Source organism: Pedobacter sp. A2324 (genome assembly GCF_059693705.1).
Genome location: NZ_JCASSK010000003.1, coordinates 590,265 through 610,060 on the forward strand (window position 1 = coordinate 590,265; position 19,796 = coordinate 610,060).

Annotated in this window: 19 protein-coding genes; 11 read left to right on the forward strand and 8 right to left on the reverse strand. The window is 39.6% G+C overall.

All coding sequences use genetic code 11. From position 1 onward, the window contains the following. Positions 1 to 101 precede the first annotated feature (101 nt). From AC570I_RS11750 to AC570I_RS11770, 5 genes are all read left to right on the forward strand, one after another. Entirely contained in the window at positions 102 to 1,415 is a 1,314-nt protein-coding gene (locus AC570I_RS11750; RefSeq protein ID WP_497405576.1) for a M16 family metallopeptidase, read from the forward strand. Between the two features lie 31 nt (positions 1,416 to 1,446). Further along, on the forward strand, positions 1,447 to 2,886 hold the full coding sequence (locus AC570I_RS11755; protein ID WP_497405577.1) for a M16 family metallopeptidase: 1,440 nt from the start codon (positions 1,447 to 1,449) through the stop codon (positions 2,884 to 2,886). 153 nt (positions 2,887 to 3,039) lie between these two features. After that, positions 3,040 to 3,735, forward strand: coding sequence for a gamma-glutamyl-gamma-aminobutyrate hydrolase family protein (locus tag AC570I_RS11760; RefSeq protein WP_497405578.1), 696 nt, complete (start codon positions 3,040 to 3,042; stop codon positions 3,733 to 3,735). Positions 3,736 to 3,847: 112 nt separating this feature from the next. Then, a complete protein-coding gene (locus tag AC570I_RS11765; protein WP_497405579.1) occupies positions 3,848 to 5,797 on the forward strand; it encodes a beta-N-acetylhexosaminidase in 1,950 nt (649 codons plus the stop codon). After that, entirely contained in the window at positions 5,797 to 6,267 is a 471-nt protein-coding gene (locus AC570I_RS11770; protein ID WP_497405580.1) for a CYTH domain-containing protein, read from the forward strand. The genes AC570I_RS11765 and AC570I_RS11770 overlap by 1 nt, the downstream gene beginning before the upstream one ends. A gap of 109 nt (positions 6,268 to 6,376) precedes the next feature. Here AC570I_RS11770 and AC570I_RS11775 read toward each other — a convergent pair whose 3' ends face one another. The 3 genes from AC570I_RS11775 to AC570I_RS11785 form a co-directional block, all read right to left on the reverse strand. Further along, the gene (locus AC570I_RS11775) at positions 6,377 to 7,348 is read right to left on the reverse strand and encodes an FKBP-type peptidyl-prolyl cis-trans isomerase (protein ID WP_497405581.1); all 972 of its coding nucleotides are present in this window, start codon (positions 7,346 to 7,348) and stop codon (positions 6,377 to 6,379) included. Between the two features lie 214 nt (positions 7,349 to 7,562). Further along, positions 7,563 to 8,549 carry an FKBP-type peptidyl-prolyl cis-trans isomerase gene (locus tag AC570I_RS11780; RefSeq protein ID WP_047798888.1) on the reverse strand — a complete coding sequence of 329 codons (987 nt, stop codon included), beginning with the start codon at positions 8,547 to 8,549 and terminating at the stop codon, positions 7,563 to 7,565. A 38-nt stretch (positions 8,550 to 8,587) separates the two neighbouring features. After that, positions 8,588 to 9,598, reverse strand: coding sequence for a DHH family phosphoesterase (locus AC570I_RS11785; RefSeq protein WP_497405582.1), 1,011 nt, complete (start codon positions 9,596 to 9,598; stop codon positions 8,588 to 8,590). Between the two features lie 113 nt (positions 9,599 to 9,711). On the opposite strand from AC570I_RS11785, the gene AC570I_RS11790 reads away from it, so the two are divergent. The 3 genes from AC570I_RS11790 to AC570I_RS11800 all read left to right on the forward strand — a co-directional run bounded on the left by AC570I_RS11790 (position 9,712) and on the right by AC570I_RS11800 (position 11,261). After that, positions 9,712 to 10,131, forward strand: coding sequence for a nucleoside-diphosphate kinase (locus AC570I_RS11790; RefSeq protein WP_497405583.1), 420 nt, complete (start codon positions 9,712 to 9,714; stop codon positions 10,129 to 10,131). Between the two features lie 128 nt (positions 10,132 to 10,259). Further along, positions 10,260 to 11,024, forward strand: a complete 765-nt coding sequence (gene bamJ, locus AC570I_RS11795; RefSeq protein WP_082120624.1) for a BamJ family beta-barrel-assembly machinery protein — start codon at positions 10,260 to 10,262, stop codon at positions 11,022 to 11,024. A gap of 60 nt (positions 11,025 to 11,084) precedes the next feature. After that, positions 11,085 to 11,261 (forward strand): hypothetical protein, encoded by a 177-nt coding sequence (locus AC570I_RS11800; RefSeq protein WP_497405584.1) that lies wholly within the window; start codon positions 11,085 to 11,087, stop codon positions 11,259 to 11,261. Between the two features lie 88 nt (positions 11,262 to 11,349). Here AC570I_RS11800 and AC570I_RS11805 read toward each other — a convergent pair whose 3' ends face one another. Together AC570I_RS11805 and recF are read right to left on the reverse strand one after the other, a co-directional pair. Next, positions 11,350 to 11,640 (reverse strand): DciA family protein, encoded by a 291-nt coding sequence (locus tag AC570I_RS11805; RefSeq protein ID WP_316801000.1) that lies wholly within the window; start codon positions 11,638 to 11,640, stop codon positions 11,350 to 11,352. Continuing rightward, the gene (gene recF, locus AC570I_RS11810) at positions 11,633 to 12,736 is read right to left on the reverse strand and encodes a DNA replication/repair protein RecF (protein ID WP_497405585.1); all 1,104 of its coding nucleotides are present in this window, start codon (positions 12,734 to 12,736) and stop codon (positions 11,633 to 11,635) included. Before recF ends, AC570I_RS11805 begins: the two co-directional genes overlap by 8 nt. Positions 12,737 to 12,842: 106 nt before the next feature. Here recF and AC570I_RS11815 point away from each other — a divergent pair, with 106 nt between their 5' ends. Both AC570I_RS11815 and AC570I_RS11820 read left to right on the forward strand, forming a co-directional pair. Continuing rightward, entirely contained in the window at positions 12,843 to 13,253 is a 411-nt protein-coding gene (locus tag AC570I_RS11815; RefSeq protein WP_156166710.1) for a hypothetical protein, read from the forward strand. A 120-nt stretch (positions 13,254 to 13,373) separates the two neighbouring features. Continuing rightward, the gene (locus AC570I_RS11820) at positions 13,374 to 14,039 is read left to right on the forward strand and encodes a tetratricopeptide repeat protein (RefSeq protein ID WP_497405586.1); all 666 of its coding nucleotides are present in this window, start codon (positions 13,374 to 13,376) and stop codon (positions 14,037 to 14,039) included. 114 nt (positions 14,040 to 14,153) lie between these two features. On the opposite strand, the gene pth is transcribed toward AC570I_RS11820, so the two are convergent. The 3 genes from pth to AC570I_RS11835 all read right to left on the reverse strand — a co-directional run bounded on the left by pth (position 14,154) and on the right by AC570I_RS11835 (position 16,405). After that, positions 14,154 to 14,714 (reverse strand): aminoacyl-tRNA hydrolase, encoded by a 561-nt coding sequence (gene pth / locus AC570I_RS11825; RefSeq protein ID WP_497405587.1) that lies wholly within the window; start codon positions 14,712 to 14,714, stop codon positions 14,154 to 14,156. Positions 14,715 to 14,793: 79 nt separating this feature from the next. Further along, positions 14,794 to 15,378 (reverse strand): 50S ribosomal protein L25/general stress protein Ctc, encoded by a 585-nt coding sequence (locus tag AC570I_RS11830; protein ID WP_497405588.1) that lies wholly within the window; start codon positions 15,376 to 15,378, stop codon positions 14,794 to 14,796. 85 nt (positions 15,379 to 15,463) lie between these two features. Further along, the gene (locus AC570I_RS11835) at positions 15,464 to 16,405 is read right to left on the reverse strand and encodes a ribose-phosphate pyrophosphokinase (RefSeq protein ID WP_047798898.1); all 942 of its coding nucleotides are present in this window, start codon (positions 16,403 to 16,405) and stop codon (positions 15,464 to 15,466) included. A 345-nt stretch (positions 16,406 to 16,750) separates the two neighbouring features. On the opposite strand from AC570I_RS11835, the gene AC570I_RS11840 reads away from it, so the two are divergent. Continuing rightward, the gene (locus AC570I_RS11840) at positions 16,751 to 19,774 is read left to right on the forward strand and encodes a glycosyltransferase family 117 protein (RefSeq protein WP_497405589.1); all 3,024 of its coding nucleotides are present in this window, start codon (positions 16,751 to 16,753) and stop codon (positions 19,772 to 19,774) included. The last annotated feature ends 22 nt before the right edge of the window (positions 19,775 to 19,796 follow it).

Genomic DNA, 19,796 nt, shown 5'->3' on the forward strand with positions numbered 1-19,796 from the left:
CCAATCCAATCATATTTATTGAGAGGATTAACATATCAATGAAACGCTCTCTCGCTTCCTGCTTTTGATTATTTCTAATCATTAAAAAACAATTTATACTCATGAAAAAAAGATTTCTCTTTGCTCTGGCTATTTCTGGCCTGTGCTTCAGTGCTGCTGCACAGAAAGTACAGTTTACAGAATTTGATCTGGACAATGGCTTGCATGTCATTCTTCACCAGGATAAAACTGCACCCGTTGTTGCCGTTTCGGTGATGTACCACGTGGGCTCAAAGGATGAGGAAACAGAGCGCACTGGATTCGCACATTTCTTCGAACACCTGCTATTTGAAGGTTCAGATAATATCAAACGCGGTGAATTCATGAAGCTGGTGAGCAGTAATGGCGGTCAGAATAATGCCAATACATCACAAGACCGTACGTTTTATTACGAAGTGTTTCCGTCCAACCAGCTGGAGCTCGGATTATGGCTGGAAAGTGAAAGAATGCTACACCCGGTAATTAATGAAACTGGAGTTAAAACTCAGAATGAAGTCGTTAAAGAAGAAAAACGTCTGCGCATTGATAATTCACCTTACGGAAAATTCACAGAAAAAATCTTTTCACATTTATTTGACGGACATCCTTACCGTTGGCAGCCGATCGGTTCCATGGAACATTTAAATGCCGCCAAGCTAAATGAATTTATTGCTTTCTTTAAAAAATACTATGTTCCAAACAATGCAGTGCTAACCATTGCCGGCGATTTAGACGTAGACAAAACAAAATCACTTGTTAAATCATATTTTAATGAAGTACCTAAAGGTGCAGCGGTAGTTCGTAAAACGTACACCTTACCTGAAATCACAAAAGAAATCATCGACACCGCTTACGATGCCAATATCCAGATTCCGGCAATTTTCGCTGCATACCGTGTTCCGGGAATGAAAAGTAGAGATAGTAAAATTTTAGGAATGATCAGTTCGATTCTATCAGGCGGTGGCAGTTCAAGATTAAGCACTAAGATGGTCGATGAAAAGAAAACGGCATTGCAGGTTGCCGCCTTTAATTACAGCCTTGAAGATTATGGTGCTTACATCACCCTCGCACTTCCAAACAAAAATACGCCACTAAATGATTTATTGAAAGATATTGATGAAGAGGTAGCTCGCTTGCAAACCGAATTAATAAGCGAAAGTGATTATAAAAAATTACAGAATAAATTCGAAAACGATTATGTAAGTGCAAACAGCAGAATGCTCGGCGTGGCCGAAAACCTTGCAGCAGGCTATACTTTCCATGATAAGGATACCAACGACATCAATAAAGAATTAGAGGTAATCCGATCGATTACACGAGAGGAAATAAGAGACGTGGCTAAAAAATACCTGGGCAAAAACCAACGAGTTGTTTTGTATTACTTACCAAAGAAATAAGCGATCGCTTTTCATAACAATATTCAAAATCATGAAAAAATTATTCATATTAGCCGCTGTTTCCTTATTGGCTCAAGGCATTTCAGCACAAACCATAAATCGCAGCCAAAAGCCGAAACCGGGCCCCGCGCCGGTAATTACCATCGGTGATCCGGCCATCTATAAATTAGCCAACGGAATTACCATTCTTGTTGTGGAAAATCACAAACTACCGAAAGTTTCTGCAAGCTACAGCATAGATGCAGGCCCTATAACTGAAGGCAGCAAAGCCGGTGTGGTGAACCTGATGGGTAGCATGTTAAATGAAGGAACAACATCAAAAACTAAAGCCCAGTTCGATGACGCTGTAGATCAGCTTGGGGCAGATGTAAGTGCCGGTTCTAATGGAGGCTCTGCAACTGCATTAACGCGCTACTTTCCACAGGCATTTGCACTGATGGCAGAGAGTATCCGTCAACCAGCCTTTCCGGCCGGGTCATTTGAAAAACTGAAATCCCAAACGCTTACAGGCCTCAAGTCCAACGAAAAAAGTGCAAAGGCAATATCTGGCCGGGTAGTAAATGCACTGGCCTATGGAAAAAAACATCCAAACGGTGAGTTCGAAACAGAAGCTTCGATCACTGCCTTAACGCTGGCAGATGTGAAAGCAGCCTACGCAAAATACATTACACCCTCTCGCGGTTATCTTACTTTTGTTGGAGATATTAAACCTGAGGCTGCCAAAGCACTTGCTGAAAAAGCTTTCGGAGACTGGAAAGGAGCAACTTTGACTTTGCCTGTATTGGCAAAAGTCAGCAATCCTGCAAAAACAGAAGTTGATATTATCAACGTCAGCAATGCTGTACAATCAGAAATTACGGTGGTTAACCTGATTGATTTGCCAATGAGCAACCCTGATTATTTCCCGGTCTTGCTTGCTAATCAGATTTTAGGAGGTGGTTCTGAATCCAGATTATTTAATAACTTACGTGAAAAACACGGCTTTACCTATGGCGCATACTCCAGTACTGGTGCGGGTCGTTTTCAGTCGAAATTCTCAGCCAATGCTGCTGTTAGAAATGAAAAGGTCGACAGTGCAGTGGTAGAATTCCTGCATGAAATCAATAGCATCAGAACAGAAAAAGTATCCGCTGAAGAGTTACAAAATGCTAAAAATTTATACAATGGTAGTTTTGCCCTGGGCCTTGAGAATCCCGCAAGAACAGCTGGTTTTGCCAGCAGCATCCTGATTAACAATTTACCGAAAGATTTTTATCGTACCTATCTGCAGAAATTAAATGCTGTTACCACTGATGATGTACTGAGAGTGGCAAAAAAATACTATAACCATGATAACACACGAGTTGTCATCGTCGGCAAAACGGATGCCTTTGAAGCTGGATTAAAGAAAGCCGGATTTTCGGTAAATCAGTTTGATAGTTTCGCTGCACCGGTTAAAGCCTCAACATCTAACACGCCATTAAAGCAATAATCTGCAAACAAATCCAGATAAATCTTTGTAAAAACTAAGTTCCGAATAGGGAAAGTAGTGATGACCGCCACTTGAAGCAGTGGCGGTTTTTTTTGTGTTTCATCCAATTGAAATCTTTTATATATTTTAGTATCCCTTACGGAAAAGAGAACCATGTCAGAAAAAATTATTATAGGTGTAACAGACTGCAGCAAATTTTCGATTTACCGCGACTGGGTGATGGCATACAACGATGATGTTGAGGTGATCCAGCTCGGGTACAAACTAAATAATTTTGATGAAATCACCAGATGCCAGGGCATTGTACTTACTGGAGGGGAAGATGTTCACCCACGATTCTATAACTTACCAGAATACTATCATTACTGCTATGAGGATGATATAGACGAAAAACGTGATGAGTTCGAATTCAAAGTACTGGAATTCACCGAAGCTAATAACATACCCCTGTTGGGCATTTGCCGGGGAATTCAGGTAGGAAATGTTTTCTTTGGCGGTACGCTTATTCCCGATATCCCAACCTGGGGGAAATTCGACCACTCAAAAATGCCCGATAAAAGCGACCGTTACCATGAAATCATTGTAAATCCATCTTCCTGGTTAAGCACCATTGTGAATACCGACAGGGGCCTTGTAAACAGCAACCACCACCAAAGCACGGATAAAACGGGTAAAGGCCTGGTAGCGGCCGCAATATCTGCAGATGGCGTTGTTGAAGCAATGGAAAGGCTTCATCCGGATAACAAGTCCTTCCTGCTTTTCATACAATGGCACCCTGAACGACTTGATATTAACTCCGCTTTCAGCAAAAATCTGCATGAAGCATTTATTCAGGCGATTATTTCCTAGCCCCAAAAAGTTCCCTATTTGGCAGGCAACCAAATCAAAACAATCTGAATTAAAATCTTTTTGATAAATTGCAGATTAATCCTCATCCGGTGTGTCCGCAGTTTAAGATATTATGAAGAAATTAATCCTGATGATTAGCTTCTGCATCGCAGTAGCTAATTTATGTGCCCAAAACATAGTAAGTGAACCAGAAATTGGTGATACCGAGAGTACAGTGTCTCAAACCCCGGTTGCCATAATTCCGGAACCTGTATCTTTGATGAAAAAGACAGGTACATTTACATTACCCGAAAACGTAATCATCCAGGCGGTCAAAAGTGCCGAACTTAAACAAAGTATCACCTTCTTATCCGACCGCATAGGTACATCAACGGGAAAATTCATCAGTGTTGTAAATAATGCCACACATCCCACAATTAAACTGATTCTTAACAGCCAGGCCGATCCGCAATTGGGAAATGAGGGCTATAAGCTCAATGTTAACCCTACACAAATAGTTATTACAGCTAATAAACCTGCAGGGATATTCTGGGGAGCACAATCGTTGATACAACTTTTCCCCATTGAAATAGAAAGCAAAGAGCTGGTAGACAACCAGAAATGGAAACTACCTTGCGTAGATGTTATTGACTATCCCAAACTTGGTTGGCGCGGGCTGATGTTCGATGTTGCACGCCATTTTTTTACCAAAGATGAAGTGAAAAGATTCATCGATGATATGGTCCGTTATAAATTTAACCTGTTACACCTGCACTTAGCAGATGATGAAGGCTGGAGAATCGAAATTAAAGGCTTACCAAAGCTTACTGAAGTAGGCGCATGGAGTGTAAAAAAGATAGGCACTTTCGGCGATTTCATTCCGCCAACGGCCGATGAACCTCGTACCTACGGTGGATTCTATACTCAGGACGATATTAAAGAACTGGTACAATATGCTCAGGAACGTTTCGTAAATATCCTCCCCGAAATTGATGTACCCGGACACAGCTTAGCAATAATCGCATCTTACCCTGAACTTTCCTGCACACCTGATGCAGTAAATTATAAGGTACGTTCAGGGGAAAAAATTATGGACTGGAGCCGTGGCGCTCCTCCAATTGCCTTGGTTGATAATACACTCTGCCCCGCAAATGAAAAAGTATATAGTTTTCTCGACACCGTAATCACGCAAATTGCTCAACTTTTCCCCTTTGATTATATTCACATGGGAGGAGATGAAGCTTCCCATAATTTCTGGGAAAAGAACGATCAGGTAAAAGCATTAATGCAACGTGAAAACTTAAAAACCATCCCTCAGGTGCAGGCTTATTTCGAAAAAAGAGTCGAGCAGATTGTAATGGCTAAGGGCAAGAAGTTTATGGGCTGGGATGAAATCCTCGATGGTGGTGTATCTCCAACGGCCGCAGTGATGAGTTGGAGAGGAATGAAATATGGAATTCAGGCAGCTAATGACAAACACAACGTTGTGATGAGCCCAACAGAATTTGCCTACCTGGATTACATGCAGGCTGATGTAGTTACCGAACCGCGCGTATATGCTTCCCTAAGACTAAATAAAGCATATCAATTTAATCCCGTTCCGGCAAGCGTAAATGCACAATATGTAATAGGTGGACAGGCCAACCTGTGGACAGAACAGATCTTTAATTTCCGCCAGGTACAATATATGCTTTGGCCTCGTGCTTTTGCCATTTCTGAATCAGTATGGAGCCCAATCGAAAAGAAAAACTGGACAAACTTCGTGCAGCGTACAGAGGAACATTTCAAACGATTAGACTTGGCTGAAACTAAATATTCTCCTGCCATTTACGACCCAATGATTAGCGTAAAAAGGTCTCCAGACAAGCAATTGATGATCGAACTCACACCTGAAATTGACGGGCTGGATATTTATTACAGTTTCGACAATTCTACTCCCGATCGCTTTTATCCCAAATATACTGCCGCAATTGTCCCGCCAAAAGACGCAAGCATTTTAAGGATAATCACGTATAAGGGCAAACAACCAGTGGGCAGGCTGATTAGTATTCCGGTAACTGATTTACAAAAAAGATCAAGATAATGGGAAAGGAAATAGAAAGAAAATTCCTTTTAAATCCCTCAGAATGGGAAAAATTAAGCAAGCCAGAAGGTAAACATTTAAGACAAGGTTACATTTTAACCAATCCTGACAAAACGATTAGAGTAAGAGTGGCAGACTCAAAAGGATGGTTAACCATTAAAGGCATTTCAATAGGTGCCTCCCGGTTGGAATATGAATATGAGGTTCCTTTGCAGGAAGCCCTCGAATTACTGAATCATTTTTCCGATCAGGAACTCGAAAAAATGCGATATGAAATTGTTCACGAAGACAAGCTATGGGAGATCGATGTTTTTCTCGGTGATAACAGTGGGTTGATCGTGGCTGAAATAGAACTGTCTTCAGAGGATGAATACTTTGATTTACCCATCTGGATTGATAAAGAAGTTACACATGAACAAAAATACTTCAACTCAAACTTAACCCAGAATCCTTTCAAAAACTGGCCCTGAAAATTCAATAATTCAGCCATTCCACCACTCATTAATCCAACACTACGCCCTAACAAAAAATGCAACCCTAAAGGTTGCATTTTTTTGGGCTAAACACTTCCGTGTAAAGCTATTTGCTCAGCGGCAAACCACCAACTGGCTTAATAATTCTTTTCAGTTCAACATCAAATACTAGTGGGGTAAATGGATTAAATGGTCCTCCACCGTTTTCGCCAAAAGCCAGTTTCGATGGCAGGATCATTTTTATCTTGCCACCAATACCGATCAGCTGAATCCCCTGGATTACCCCCTGAGGCAGCTGCCCCAAAGGTAAATTACGTGGAATGTACTGAACGCTTTCAGAGAATATACCTGCGTCTTTCGCAATTCGTGCATCCGAAGTATCAAATACGTTTAATTTCCCGTCAGACTTTTTATTAGTAAACTGGCCCGTGTAGTCCATTACTACTGTATCAGTTAAACTTGCTCTTTCACTATTACCCGGACGCTCAATAATATAATTTAATCCAGATGGAGCCGTAGTCACCTTCAGATTATTCTCATCAATGTATTTCTTAATCTTAGCTGGCTCAACTACTTTATTTTTCTCATTTAAGGCCTTATACTCTGCCTCAAAAAACAATCTTTTCTTTGCATCAAAAATCGAATCAACATCATTTCCCTTGTGTAACACCTTTTCAATTTTGATAGTGAAAGTGGCAATCTTGGATTTTAAATTCTTTGGATTCGGGGTACCTGAATATTTCTCCATCGAATCAAGATTAAGTTTAAAAACAGCACTGTCCCCCTCTCCTAATAGTTTTAATCCGGAAGTTAAATCGCCTAGAAACATTGATTTTGTAATGGCAAAAAAAGCAGGCCGTTCATTGTCATAGGTATTAACCATTACCGAATCAGGGTTGGTAGTCGTTTCGACAGTTTCAACACCGTTTAATTTCACGTAATCTCCTTCCTGAATTTTTGGTTTTCCTTCACTGCTATAGATCTTGTAGGTCATCCCACCTTCACCCTTTTCGAATTTATTGCATGCTGCAAGTCCCAATGTCACTGCAAATGCAACAACTAATACTTTTCCTTTCATTTTTAATGTTGTTATTTAACCCTAAGTGATTGCTCCATCAACTTATTGGTTAACGCCCGATATGATTTGATCGGTACAAAGATAGGCGATAATATGTTAAAAAGCAGAAACACAAATCATCAAAGCACAATACCAATGTAAACTATAAAACTCCCTTAAACAAAAAAGTCCCGCCTATCGCTAGGCAGGACTATCTAAAACATTAAGAATTTAATTATTTCTTAACCGGAGCAGTAGCAACAGGGGCTGCACCAGCTTTAGGCTTAATAATATCTTTAATTTCAAGGTCAAATACAATCGGGCTGTTAGGCATAATTCCAGCCTGTGGAGCACCTTGCTCACCATAACCTAATTTAGATGGAATAATAACTTTAATTTTTCCACCTTTACCAATCATTTGTAAAGCCTCATCAAAACCTGGTACTGTTTGTCCTAAAGCCATTTTCTGTGGGCCGTATGGTTTACCTGGTCTTGTATTACCTTCTTTTTTATCTAATTTCTCATCGCTGGTATCAAAAATTTTGTAAATACCATTCTTGCCTTTTTTAGTAACGCGACCTGTATAGTCAACTAAAATCGTATCACCAGCCACAGCTTTTTCTGCAGAACCTGGCTTCTCAATAACATAGCTTAAACCACTTGGCGTAGTTTTAACATCTAACTTATTATCTTCAATAAAAGCTTTGATTTTTGCAGGTTCAGCAGCTTTTTGTTTTTCAGCTCTTTCTTTGAAATCTGCCTGGAAAAACTCAGTTGCTCTCTTCTGGAAAGTTGAATCTGCCTCACCAGCATTTTTCTTGAATACTTTTTCGATTTTAACGGTAAAAGTGATGTATTTATCGTTTTTGAACTGCTCTGGCTTTGGTTGTTTGCTTTGAGCAGCCATCGTATCTAAATTCACTTTAAATGTAGCACTGTCGCCTTCTCCGAATAATGTCAATACATCATTCATGTCACCAGCATACATTTTCTTTTGCGCAGGAAATACTGCAGGCATTTCGCTATCATAAGTACTTGATAAAACTGAATCTTTATCGTTGGTTTGAACAAAGTTCATTTTAACGATATCGCCTTCTTTGATTTTTTCTTTACCATCAGAATGGTGAATGGTGTACAATAAGCCCCCGGCACCCTTTTTCTCCTTGTTACATGCTGCTAAACCTAGAGTTGCAGCTGCTAGAATAATTATTCCTTTTTTCATTTAATTTATGTTGACTTTTTAAAGTTTGATTTGTAATGTTAAGCAAGTAGCTGTTCCTTGTATTCTTCTAAAATAGATTTAAACTGATCAACAACTTCATGTAGTTTATGGTCTGACGCACCTCCTGCAGCATTTCTATGCCCACCTCCATTGAAGTATTTCTTACAAATTTCATTAGCAGGAAAATCTCCGGTTGAACGAACAGACAACTTTACTTTATCCGTACGCTCAACAATTAATGCTGCCAGTTTAATGCCGTTAATTGATAAAGCATAATTTACAACACCTTCCGTATCCCCGGTAGCACTATGATACTGTGCCAATTCATCTTTAGTTACCGATATAATTGCCGTATTAAACTCTCTTAAAACTTCAAGCTTATTCGATAAACAATAGCCTAAAAAGCGTAAGCGGTTTTCGCTGGCATTATCGTAAACCAACTGATGAATTTTCCAATGTTCGGCACCAAGGTCGATCAGGTTTGCCGCAATGCGATAAACATCCGATGTGGCAGATTCGAAACGAAATGAACCAGAATCTGTCATAATCCCCGTATACAAACAAGATGCAACATCTTTATTAATCCCGGCTTTGTCCTCAAGTTGATTTACGATGAAGTCGTAAACTAACTGTGCAGCCGCACAGGCATTAATATCCCAGTGGCGGTAATCGTCAAAATCTTCGGGCTCGAGATGATGGTCAATCATCACTTTTGTAGATTTCGAAGCCCTCACCAATTCACCTAACTCATTAATACGGCTTAGCGTATTAAAGTCCAGACAAAAAATGATCGATGCCTCATCCACCAGCTGTGCTGCCTTCTCCTGGTCTTCAGTAAAAATAATAACGTCCGAATTATTTGGCATCCAATGTAAAAAGGTTGGATAGTCCGTTGGAGTGATCACCTTAACATGATGTCCCTTCTGAATCAGATACCCGTAAAGACCCAGTGAAGAACCCATTGCATCACCATCAGGTTTGTGGTGCGTGGTAATCACAATTCGTTGTGGAGTAGCTAATAAGGATTTTAATTCTGTAAGTGTTATCATATTTTAAGAGTTGCAAAGCTAAGTAAAAATTAATATTATTAGATGTATTTAACTATCCTTTTATATTCATCAATTAAAACGTATTTTTGCACAAAATTTGATATCAAAACACAATGAGCACGAATAGAACTTTTACTATGATCAAGCCTGATGCAGTTGCAAATGGCCACATCGGATCAATCATCAACGACATCACCAATGCAGGTTTTAAAATCATTGCATTAAAATATACTAAGCTAACAGACGAAACTGCAGGTCAGTTCTATGCTGTTCACGCTGAGCGTCCTTTCTACAAAGATTTAGTAGGCTTCATGTCTTCAGGTCCAATTGTAGCTGCTATTCTGGAGAAAGATAACGCAGTAGAAGATTTCAGAAAACTGATCGGCGCAACAAACCCTGCAGAAGCAGCAGAAGGTACAATCCGTCAGAAATATGCAAAGTCAATCGATGCAAATGCAGTTCACGGGTCAGATTCTGATGAAAATGCAGAAATTGAAGGAAACTTCTTCTTTAAAGCCGACGAACGTTTCTAAGCTTTATATCAAGTTATAAAACAATAAAACCCCGAACATTCGGGGTTTTATTGTTTTAGCATTTTTGTATCTTTCGGCTCAAAATAATCAAACCAATTAATCGTTAGCAATAACAACAATCACACATAATGAAAAAAATTTTATTAGCGGCTTGTTTATCAGGATTAGCCGTTACATCTTATGCACAAACCAAAACAGTAGCAAAGAAACCTGTTGCAAAAAAAACCACCCTGCCAGCTAAGCCTGCCGTAATTGGTTTGAAATCAAGCCTTGACTCCACAAGTTACGCTTTTGGAACATCCATTGGATCAAGCCTTAAATCAACAGGGCTCTCCACATTAAATTATGATGTTTTACTAAAAGGATTGAAAGATGCATTCAATGGCACTAAAACTTACCTGACTCAGGAGCAGGCACAACAATGCATCAATGAAGCCATCTCAAAAGCATCTTTTGTAAAAAACAAGGCAGAAGCCGAAGCAAATAAAATTAAATATGCACCCATGATAAAAGAAGGACAAACATTTTTAGAGGAAAATAAAAAACGCGCTGGTGTTCACACCACTGCAAGCGGTTTACAATATGAGGTTTTAACTGAAGGAACAGGAACTAAGCCTGTAGCTACTGATTCAGTTCTCGTACACTACAAAGGAACATTATTAAATGGTAAACAGTTTGATAGTTCTTACGACAGAGGCGAACCAATCAGTTTCCCGTTAAACAGGGTAATTGCAGGTTGGACAGAAGGAGTTCAATTAATGTCTGCTGGTTCCAAATATAAATTCTTTATCCCGTACAACCTGGCTTATGGCGAGCGTGGTGCTGGTGCAGATATTCCACCATATAGCGCGCTAATATTTGAGGTTGAGCTATTGAAGGTTAACGGCAAATAACGCACCTGCTAAAACTTTTTTCTGACACTAATGTTAGGACTATACAAATTGACATTAATTATGAAAAGAGTATTACCTTTAGCACTGATCGCATTTTTATGCACTACCTTATCGAGTTGTGAACTTATAGGAGGTATTTTTAAAGCCGGCGTTTGGTCGGGTATTATTATAGTTGTACTAGTGGTTGCATTACTGATATGGATTCTTGCAAAAGTTTTCGGAGGCGGTAAGAGCTAATTTGAGATCACTCAATACAAACACTTACAAGATATAAGTATAAAAAGTAAAGGGGCTGATAAATTGTTCATTTATCAGCCCCTTTTTATTAAAGAAAAATCATTTCCACAATTACCTCGCTGCCTGCATGCTCATTAAGCTTTTGGATAATCCCCTGCCGCACCATAACCAGTTCGTTTTTAATCACTGATGATTCTATCCTGATAAACAGTTTCTTATCACGAATATAAATTTGGGTAGTTCGGTTAGCAATTGCGGTTCCCATAATTTCAGGCCAAATAGCAACAATTGATGTCTCATCGAATTTTCGACGCAGTCGATACACGTCCAGCATCTTGCTAACGGCATCTTTCATAGTAATATCATTGGGTTTACGCATTGTTTATCTGTCCTTCTTTTACTTCAAATATAGTTACCTCTGCATCAATTTCCTCAAAAATAGACTTCACCCGCTCCATGCCTGTATCAGTAATAAAGATCTGACCAAAATCATGGTGCGACACCATTTGCATCAATTTTTGCACCCTTTTATCATCAAGCTTATCGAAAATGTCATCTAGCAACAAAATGGGTTTAAATCCCTTGTTCTTTGAAAGATAGGCGTATTGAGCAAGCTTTAAAGCAATAAGGAAGGATTTCTGTTGACCCTGTGAACCGAATTTCTTAAGTGGCATTTCACTGAGAGAAAAAACCAGTTCATCTTTATGAATTCCTGTAGTTGTACGCTCTAAAACACGATCCTTTTCTACAGACCTTTTCAACAGTTCCTCAAAAGCGGTATCATTCAGTTGAGATTGATATAAAACTTCTACGAACTCCTTACTTTCGGTAAGGTAGTTATAATATTGGCTAAACAATGGAATAAACTCATCCATAAACGCCTTTCTTGTTGCAAAAATACTGTTGCCCGCGCTTACCAGTTGCTCATCCAGTATTTCCAGCAACATCGGGTCATACTTTCGTGTAATAGCAACCTGCTTCAGGAAAGAATTTCTGTTTTGAAGAATCCGGTTATAAATAATTAGCTGATCCAGATATTGTGAATCAGTTTGCGAAATCACGTTGTCAATAAACTTTCTGCGCTCCTCACTACCCTCCATAATCAGGTTAACGTCGTAAGGAGAAACCATTACCACCGGAAAAAGGCCAATGTGATCGGCCAGCTTTTCATATTCCTTCTTATTTCGCTTAAATTGTTTTTTCTGATTCCGCTTTACACCACAACTGATTTTGTCATTCTTCTCGTTGCGGTCAAAATCTCCCTGAATCATAAAAACCTCCTCGCCGGTTTTAATCTGTTGGGTATCGATGGGGTTGAAGTAACTTTTACACAAACACAGGTAATGAATGGCATCGAGCATATTCGTTTTGCCTGAACCATTATCTCCGGTAAAAACGTTTACGGTTTCTGAGAAACGAACCTCCGCGTCACCATAGTTCTTGAAATTTAAAAGGGTAAGATTCTTTAACCACATAGATATGTCACAAATTTACCGTTTTTTAACCTCTTAATATCCATTGTTCAAAATTAAGGTTGATAAGACTAAAAAAAATTGTACTTTCATTGCAAGTAAAAACGATATGGTTGCACAAAAAATGCTCGAGGGTAACGTTCTTTGGTCATACGATCATGAGCTTACGGAAGATAAAAGCTTAAACTGGTACAAAAAAATTGCAGGTCTCTTTTCATTTTTAAAACCCATACACAAACATGAAGGAAATATCCTGCTGGCGTCGAATGGTATTTTTATTACCGGAGATAAACAACTGGAATTGCCCATTTCCCACATCGAGGAAGTATACATGGGTTTCGATGAACTTTTTCCCCCTTCTGCCGTAAAAAACTTTGGCTTGTTCTGGCAACCCCTTCGGATCAGGTCAACCATAAGCCGTTCCGAAAGTCAGACAGTATACCTGGTTATTAACCATTCGGGCATATTCAGTGATAATCAAACCTGGTTTAATGCACTCATCAGCCTGTTGCGCAAATAATCTCCCGACAATCGATTTTACACCATGCTAATCCATTAACGATTAATTAAATACTTCAAAATAAAGGTTGATACTTTGATTGAAAAATGTATTTTTGCAATCTTAATTTTTTAAACAAACATGTCTACAACAGATAATCAGACAATTCAACCCGTTAAAAAAGGTTCATTCTTACAGGAAAATAACAAAAGCATATTGTTCATTGCAGGTGCTGTAGTTTTATTAATCTTAGTATATCTTTGGTATCAGGGTGTGTATTTAAAAGGCCGCGCTGAGGAAGCTGCCAGCAAAATGTATAAAGCAGAGCAATACGTTGGTGTAGACTCATTATCTAACAAAGCCATCAAAGGTGGCAGTGGATATGAAGGCTTAGAGCAGATTGCTAAAGAATATGACAATACAAAATCTGCAAACTTAGCAAACTTATACCTTGGTGGCATTTACTTACGTAAAGGTGAATACAAACAGGCTGTAGATGCATTAAGCAAATATAGTGCTACAGGTAGCCCGGTTGCCGATCCATTGGCTTTAGGTTTATTAGGTGATGCTTACAGCGAATTGAAAGATTTCAAACAAGCAGCAACTTACTACAAAAAGGCCGCTGATAAAGCTAGTAAATTTACTTCCCCTATGTTCCTTAAAAAATTAGGCCTGGTAAACGAAAACCTTAAAGATTTTAACGGAGCAGTTGATGCTTATACTAAAATCAAAACACAATACCCTGAAAGTGCCGAAGCTCAGTTAGTTGATGCTTACATCGCACGGGCACAAGAACAAGTTAAATAATCATTAACTCACTATAATACTGGAAAGACCATCGGAAGATGGTCTTTTTTTGTTTACTAACTCCGCTTATCGCCAGTCCCCCTTTCCGAAAAGCCTGGCTAAGCACTGTCTGACTTACTTATTGAAAGCAGTCATCGTATGCGCCGGTCCCACAGTAACAAAGCTTTTAATCAGATCAACACTCTTATCTATTAATGCAGGAAGTTCCGGTTGTTCATTTTTGTCAAACAGGCCTAATACAAAATCTATCTGCCTGCCTTTAGGATAGTCGTTACCAATACCGAAACGCAAACGTGCATAATTTTGTCCCCCGCAAACTTCTTCAATACTCTTAAGCCCGTTATGGCCTGCACTCGACCCCTGCAGTTTTAAACGAAGCTTTCCCAGTGGCAATGCCAGATCATCAACAATAACCAAAACATGCTCTGGCGCAATCTTAAGCTCCTTCATCCAGTAATTCACAGCCTTCCCACTCAAATTCATAAATGTAGTCGGCTTAATCACATGTAGCTTTTTACCTTTATAACCCACTTCCGAATAATAAGCCAAACGAAGATTATCAAAGCTTCCATTTAAACCTTTAACCAACTCATCCGCAATATCGAAACCAATATTGTGTCGGGTATGTGCATAATCAGGCCCAATATTACCTAAGCCAACTATAAGATACTTCATGCCGCAAAGGTAAAAAAAAACGGTGCAAAATGAATTTTGCACCGTTTAAACCTGTAAACAGGAATACTTAAAAAGCTAACTATTTCTTTCCTTTAGCAGCTTCAGTTTCTGCTTGTTTTAATGCTCTTGACATTGCAACTGAAACGATAGTATCTTCAGGAGTATTAGTGATCGTGTAACCTTCAACTTTAAGGTCACGAACACGGAATAAATTCCCAACTTCTAACTTTTCTAAGCTCACTTCAACATTTTGTGGCATGTTTGAAGGTAATGCTTTAACACGAAGCTTACGTAACTTCTGGATTAATTTACCCCCCATTTTAACACCTGGAGAAGTTCCTGTTAATTTAACTGGAATTTCCATGATGATCTCTTTGTCGTCAAATAACTGAAGAAAATCGATGTGTAATAATACATCAGTTAATGGGTGATATTGAGTGTCTTTTACGATAGCTTTAGTTTTAGCACCGTTAACATCAATTTCAACAAAGTTCACTTCTGGAGTGTAAATAACATCTCTTAAATCAGCAATAACCACAGATAAGTGTTTTTGCTCTGTTCCACCATACAATACCGCTGGAACCTTACCTTCGTAACGAAGTTCCTTGGCATCGCGTTTCCCTACGTTCTCTCTTGGAGAACCGCTAATAGCGATTGTTTTCATTTTATTTTTATTTATTTATTAGTAATAAGTATTGCGTTGCGGGCATCAGACCTAAGCCTTTAAACCTCAATGTGCCACCTAAATTTTAAACTCTAAACAGGTCACTGATCGAACCATGCTCATTCACATTGGCAATTGCCCTTGCAAATAAACTGGCTGTACTCAAAACTCTGATCTTTCCACTCTCCCTTTTCAAAGGTATCGTATCCGTAACAATCAGCTCAGTTAAAACCGAATTTTCTACAGTTTCGATAGCTTTACCCGATAATACAGCATGTGTACAAACAGCTCTAACACTTGCAGCGCCGTTTTCCATAATCAAAGCAGCCGCTTTCGATAGTGTGCCGGCAGTGTCGCAAATATCGTCAATTAAAACCACATCCTGCCCTGTCACATCACCAATGATCGACATCGACTCAATTTCATTAGCACGCTTACGGCGTTTATCACAAATAATCACCTCAGCATTGAAAAACTTTGCAAAAGTGCGGGCCCTGTACGAACCTCCCATATCCGGAGATGCAATAGTTAAATTTTTTAACCCCAAACTCTTGATATAAGGAACAAATATCACCGATCCATCCAGGTGATCTACCGGAATATCAAAAAATCCCTGAATCTGCGCAGCGTGCAAATCCATTGTCATGATGCGGTGAATACCAGCAGACTTCAATAAATTAGCAACTAACTTAGCACCAATGGCCACACGCGGTTTATCCTTTCTGTCCTGACGGGCTAAACCATAGTAAGGAACAACTGCAGTAATGTAATGTGCCGAGGCGCGTTTAGCTGCATCAACCATCAACAAAAGCTCCATTAAATTATCACTTGGCTGATAAGTAGACTGAATAAGAAAAACATCACAGCCACGTATAGATTCATCAAAAGAAGGTTGGAATTCGCCATCACTGAATTTGTGAATGGTTACATCACCAAGTGGTTTACCGTATTGCTCGGCAATTTTAAGTGATAGTCCTCTTGAACCTGTTCCGGAGAATAATTTTACCGGGTTAAACTGCAATGGCATGATCCGTGTAGTTTACGGTTAAAAAAAATCGGATCATATCTGTTAAGATACGATCCGAACTAAAATTTAGTTGTCCGACCTGGATTCGAACCAAGACAAACGGTACCAAAAACCGTTGTACTACCCTTATACTATCGGACAAACTTTCAAATTTTCTTTTGAGATTACCTCCTCAAAAGCGAATGCAAATGTAGGCAGCATATTTTAATTATGCAAGAGTGTATTTAAAAAAAATTAAAATTTATTGCTAACTAATTGAAGATCAAAAAATTTTTTTTCTTCCATGCAACGCTGCATTTCAAAATCCGACTATTAACAATAACCTATAACTGATTAACTGAAACCATGACTTATTCAAAAACCAACACCCTCGCCGGATGGATTTGTTTCTTCATCGCTGCAACCGCTTATATCCTCACAATGGATCAATCTGTCAGTTTTTGGGATTGCGGTGAATTTATCGCCTCTGCCTTTCGATTACAGGTGGTACACCAGCCCGGAGCGCCGATCGTCTCCATGATCCAGCGAATTTTCGCTACCCTTGCATTCGGAGACAAAAACCTGGTCGCTTATTTTATCAATCTCTCCTCAGCATTAGCAAGTGCCGCTACAATATTATTCTTATTCTGGACAATTACCGCACTGGCAAAAAAAACAATAATTAAACCAAACAAAGAACTAAATAACTCCCAAATAACTGGCGTCATTGCTTCAGGATTAGTAGGCGCCCTGGCCTATGCTTTTTCAGATAGCTTCTGGTTCTCCGCTGTCGAGGCTGAGGTGTACGCCATATCCTCGTTATTTACAGCCGTCACTTTCTGGGCGATTTTGAAATGGGAATCACAGGCAAACGATCCGCGGGCAGATCGGTGGCTGCTTTTCGTAGCCTATTTAACCGGCTTATCCATTGGCGTACATTTACTCAACCTCTTGGTCATTCCAGCCATCATTTTTATTTACTATTTTAAAAAATCAGCCTCAGTAACCTGGCAAAGTATTTTAAAAACTTTTTTTTCATCAATCGCCGCACTTGCATTCGTTCAGTTCGGAGTAATACAATTCCTGATTTCGCTGGCCGCCAGCTTCGACTACTTCTTTGTGAATTCAATGAACTTCGGCTTCGGCACGGGAATACTATTTTATTCCCTGTTAGTAGTAGGCGGGCTATTTTATGCCATCAGATACTCCATCATTAAAAACAAACGTACACTAAACCTAGTACTCCTCTCCGTTTCTCTTATCATTTTTGGTTACAGCTCTTTTGCATTACTGATCATCAGAGCTCAGGCAAAGCCTAACCTTAACAATTACAACGTAGATAATGTCTACTCATTCTTAAGGTATGTAGGCCGCGACCAGTACGGCGACCGCCCCTTACTTTACGGCCAAAACTATAACTCACCAAAAACTGATATCCAAACCACCGGACAAATTCTCCGTAAAGGAAAAAACAGATATGAATCAGCGGGAACAAAATCAGAGTATGTATATGCCGACATAACCCTCGCGCCTAGAATGTATAGCGATAAACCTGAACACATCAGCTTTTATAAAAACTACATGGGCTTCAGTGATGAACATAAACCAACCCTTTTAGACAACCTGAAATATATGTTCTCCTTTCAAACAGGACAAATGTACATGCGCTATTTCATGTGGAATTTCGCCGGCAGACAAGACAATGAAGACGGACAACGCGGTGGCCGTGATGGAGAATGGTTAAGTGGTATTAAGCCCCTTGATGCCTTACGCTTGGGAAATCAAAATAACCTCCCCCCTTCAATCACCGAAAATAAAGCCTATAACAGATTCTTTTTTCTACCCCTCATCATGGGAGTTATTGGTGCACTCTGGCATTTTAAACGTAACAAGAAAGACGCCGGCGTAATTGGCTTACTCTTTGTATTTACAGGGGTAGCCATTGTGGTGTACCTGAATTCTGTTCCCGTCGAACCCCGCGAAAGAGATTATGCCTATGTTGGTTCTTTTTACGCCTTCGCCATATGGATCGGACTGGGCGTTTTAAGCTTGAAAGAATTGGCATCCCGAAAACTTAACCCGATGAGCGCAAGTCTTGTTGCCGCCAGCATCGCCTTATGTGCTGCGCCAGTCATCATGGCTAGCCAGGGATGGGATGACCACAACCGTTCTGATAGTCACCTCGCTCACGACATGTCTGTAAATTATCTGAAATCCTGCGCACCGAACGCTATTCTCTTCACTTATGGCGACAACGATACCTATCCTGTTTGGTACGCGCAGGAAGTCGAAAACATTCGTCCGGATGTACGCGTGGTCAACCTGAGTCTTTTTACAGCCGACTGGTATATCGACGGAATGAAAAAGAAACAAAATGAGTCTGCCCCGCTGCCCATTTCTATGAAACCGGAACAATATGTGGAAGGAACCAGGGATATCATGTATTACCAGGACTATAAAATTAGCCAGCATATAGAACTCAAAGAAATTCTGGATATTTTATTATCAGAAAATGATGAAGATAAGGTAGTGATGAACGATGGCTCAAAATATAATGTGTTGCCAACCAAAAAATTGAAAATAACCGTAAATCCAAAACAAGTGCTCGATACCGGTACCGTACCTAAAGAAGATGCAGGTAAAATTGCAGATAGCATTCAGTGGATATACGATAGCGATTACGTAACGAAAGGTACACTGGCCCTGTTTGATATCCTGACCCACAACGACTGGAAACGGCCAATTTATTTTACAGGTGCCATGCCTGATGCCCAGTATATCGGACTAACAAAATACCTGTATACTGAAGGACTCAATAAAAGATTACTGCCTTTAAAACCCAACCCCGATGTCACCGAAGATTTTGACCGGGTAAATGCAAAACCACTATACAAGAACCTAATGCAGGTATATGGCTATGGCAATATCAAACATGCCAACCATTTAGACAGGCAATCGGCCGACGATGTAAACTACATCTCAACTATGTTTAACAGTTTATTAACGAGTTTAATTAATGAAGGAAAGCTGTCGGAAAGTAAAAAAGTAGCCCGTAGATACTTTGAAGTCATTCCGGATAAATTTTACACCATGCGCCAGGTTATGAGCACTTACTATTTCACAGAAAATCTGTATCGGATGAATGACCTTAACAGCGCAAATGCCTTGATTAATAAATCGGCGGAACACATCAACAAAGAACTAAATTACCTAACCGAATCCTCAGAAACCGACAAACGCCTCGTATCTGAACAGAATATTCGCTTTTACCTGGCCTACCTTGGTCAAATGGTAAAACTAACCGAAGCATTTAAGCAGAATGAAATGAGTAAAAAACTCGAAAAACAGTACAACGGATTCATCACTCGCCTCACGCCTTTTGCCGGATAATAGTGCCTTAAACATTTTAACT

Excerpts from the sequence above, each read along its gene's own strand:
- AC570I_RS11830 (WP_497405588.1), bottom strand. The coding sequence starts at position 15,378 with ATGAAAACAATCGCTATTAGCGGTTCTCCAAGAGAGAACGTAGGGAAA.
- AC570I_RS11835 (WP_047798898.1), bottom strand. The coding sequence starts at position 16,405 with ATGCCATTGCAGTTTAACCCGGTAAAATTATTCTCCGGAACAGGTTCA.
- AC570I_RS11800 (WP_497405584.1), top strand. The coding sequence starts at position 11,085 with ATGAAAAGAGTATTACCTTTAGCACTGATCGCATTTTTATGCACTACC.
- AC570I_RS11775 (WP_497405581.1), bottom strand. The coding sequence starts at position 7,348 with ATGAAAGGAAAAGTATTAGTTGTTGCATTTGCAGTGACATTGGGACTT.
- AC570I_RS11765 (WP_497405579.1), top strand. The coding sequence starts at position 3,848 with ATGAAGAAATTAATCCTGATGATTAGCTTCTGCATCGCAGTAGCTAAT.
- AC570I_RS11750 (WP_497405576.1), top strand. The coding sequence starts at position 102 with ATGAAAAAAAGATTTCTCTTTGCTCTGGCTATTTCTGGCCTGTGCTTC.
- AC570I_RS11770 (WP_497405580.1), top strand. The coding sequence starts at position 5,797 with ATGGGAAAGGAAATAGAAAGAAAATTCCTTTTAAATCCCTCAGAATGG.
- recF (WP_497405585.1), bottom strand. The coding sequence starts at position 12,736 with ATGTGGTTAAAGAATCTTACCCTTTTAAATTTCAAGAACTATGGTGAC.
- pth (WP_497405587.1), bottom strand. The coding sequence starts at position 14,714 with ATGAAGTATCTTATAGTTGGCTTAGGTAATATTGGGCCTGATTATGCA.
- AC570I_RS11790 (WP_497405583.1), top strand. The coding sequence starts at position 9,712 with ATGAGCACGAATAGAACTTTTACTATGATCAAGCCTGATGCAGTTGCA.
- AC570I_RS11815 (WP_156166710.1), top strand. The coding sequence starts at position 12,843 with ATGGTTGCACAAAAAATGCTCGAGGGTAACGTTCTTTGGTCATACGAT.
- AC570I_RS11805 (WP_316801000.1), bottom strand. The coding sequence starts at position 11,640 with ATGCGTAAACCCAATGATATTACTATGAAAGATGCCGTTAGCAAGATG.
- AC570I_RS11820 (WP_497405586.1), top strand. The coding sequence starts at position 13,374 with ATGTCTACAACAGATAATCAGACAATTCAACCCGTTAAAAAAGGTTCA.
- AC570I_RS11780 (WP_047798888.1), bottom strand. The coding sequence starts at position 8,549 with ATGAAAAAAGGAATAATTATTCTAGCAGCTGCAACTCTAGGTTTAGCA.
- AC570I_RS11785 (WP_497405582.1), bottom strand. The coding sequence starts at position 9,598 with ATGATAACACTTACAGAATTAAAATCCTTATTAGCTACTCCACAACGA.
- AC570I_RS11755 (WP_497405577.1), top strand. The coding sequence starts at position 1,447 with ATGAAAAAATTATTCATATTAGCCGCTGTTTCCTTATTGGCTCAAGGC.
- AC570I_RS11840 (WP_497405589.1), top strand. The coding sequence starts at position 16,751 with ATGACTTATTCAAAAACCAACACCCTCGCCGGATGGATTTGTTTCTTC.
- bamJ (WP_082120624.1), top strand. The coding sequence starts at position 10,260 with ATGAAAAAAATTTTATTAGCGGCTTGTTTATCAGGATTAGCCGTTACA.
- AC570I_RS11760 (WP_497405578.1), top strand. The coding sequence starts at position 3,040 with ATGTCAGAAAAAATTATTATAGGTGTAACAGACTGCAGCAAATTTTCG.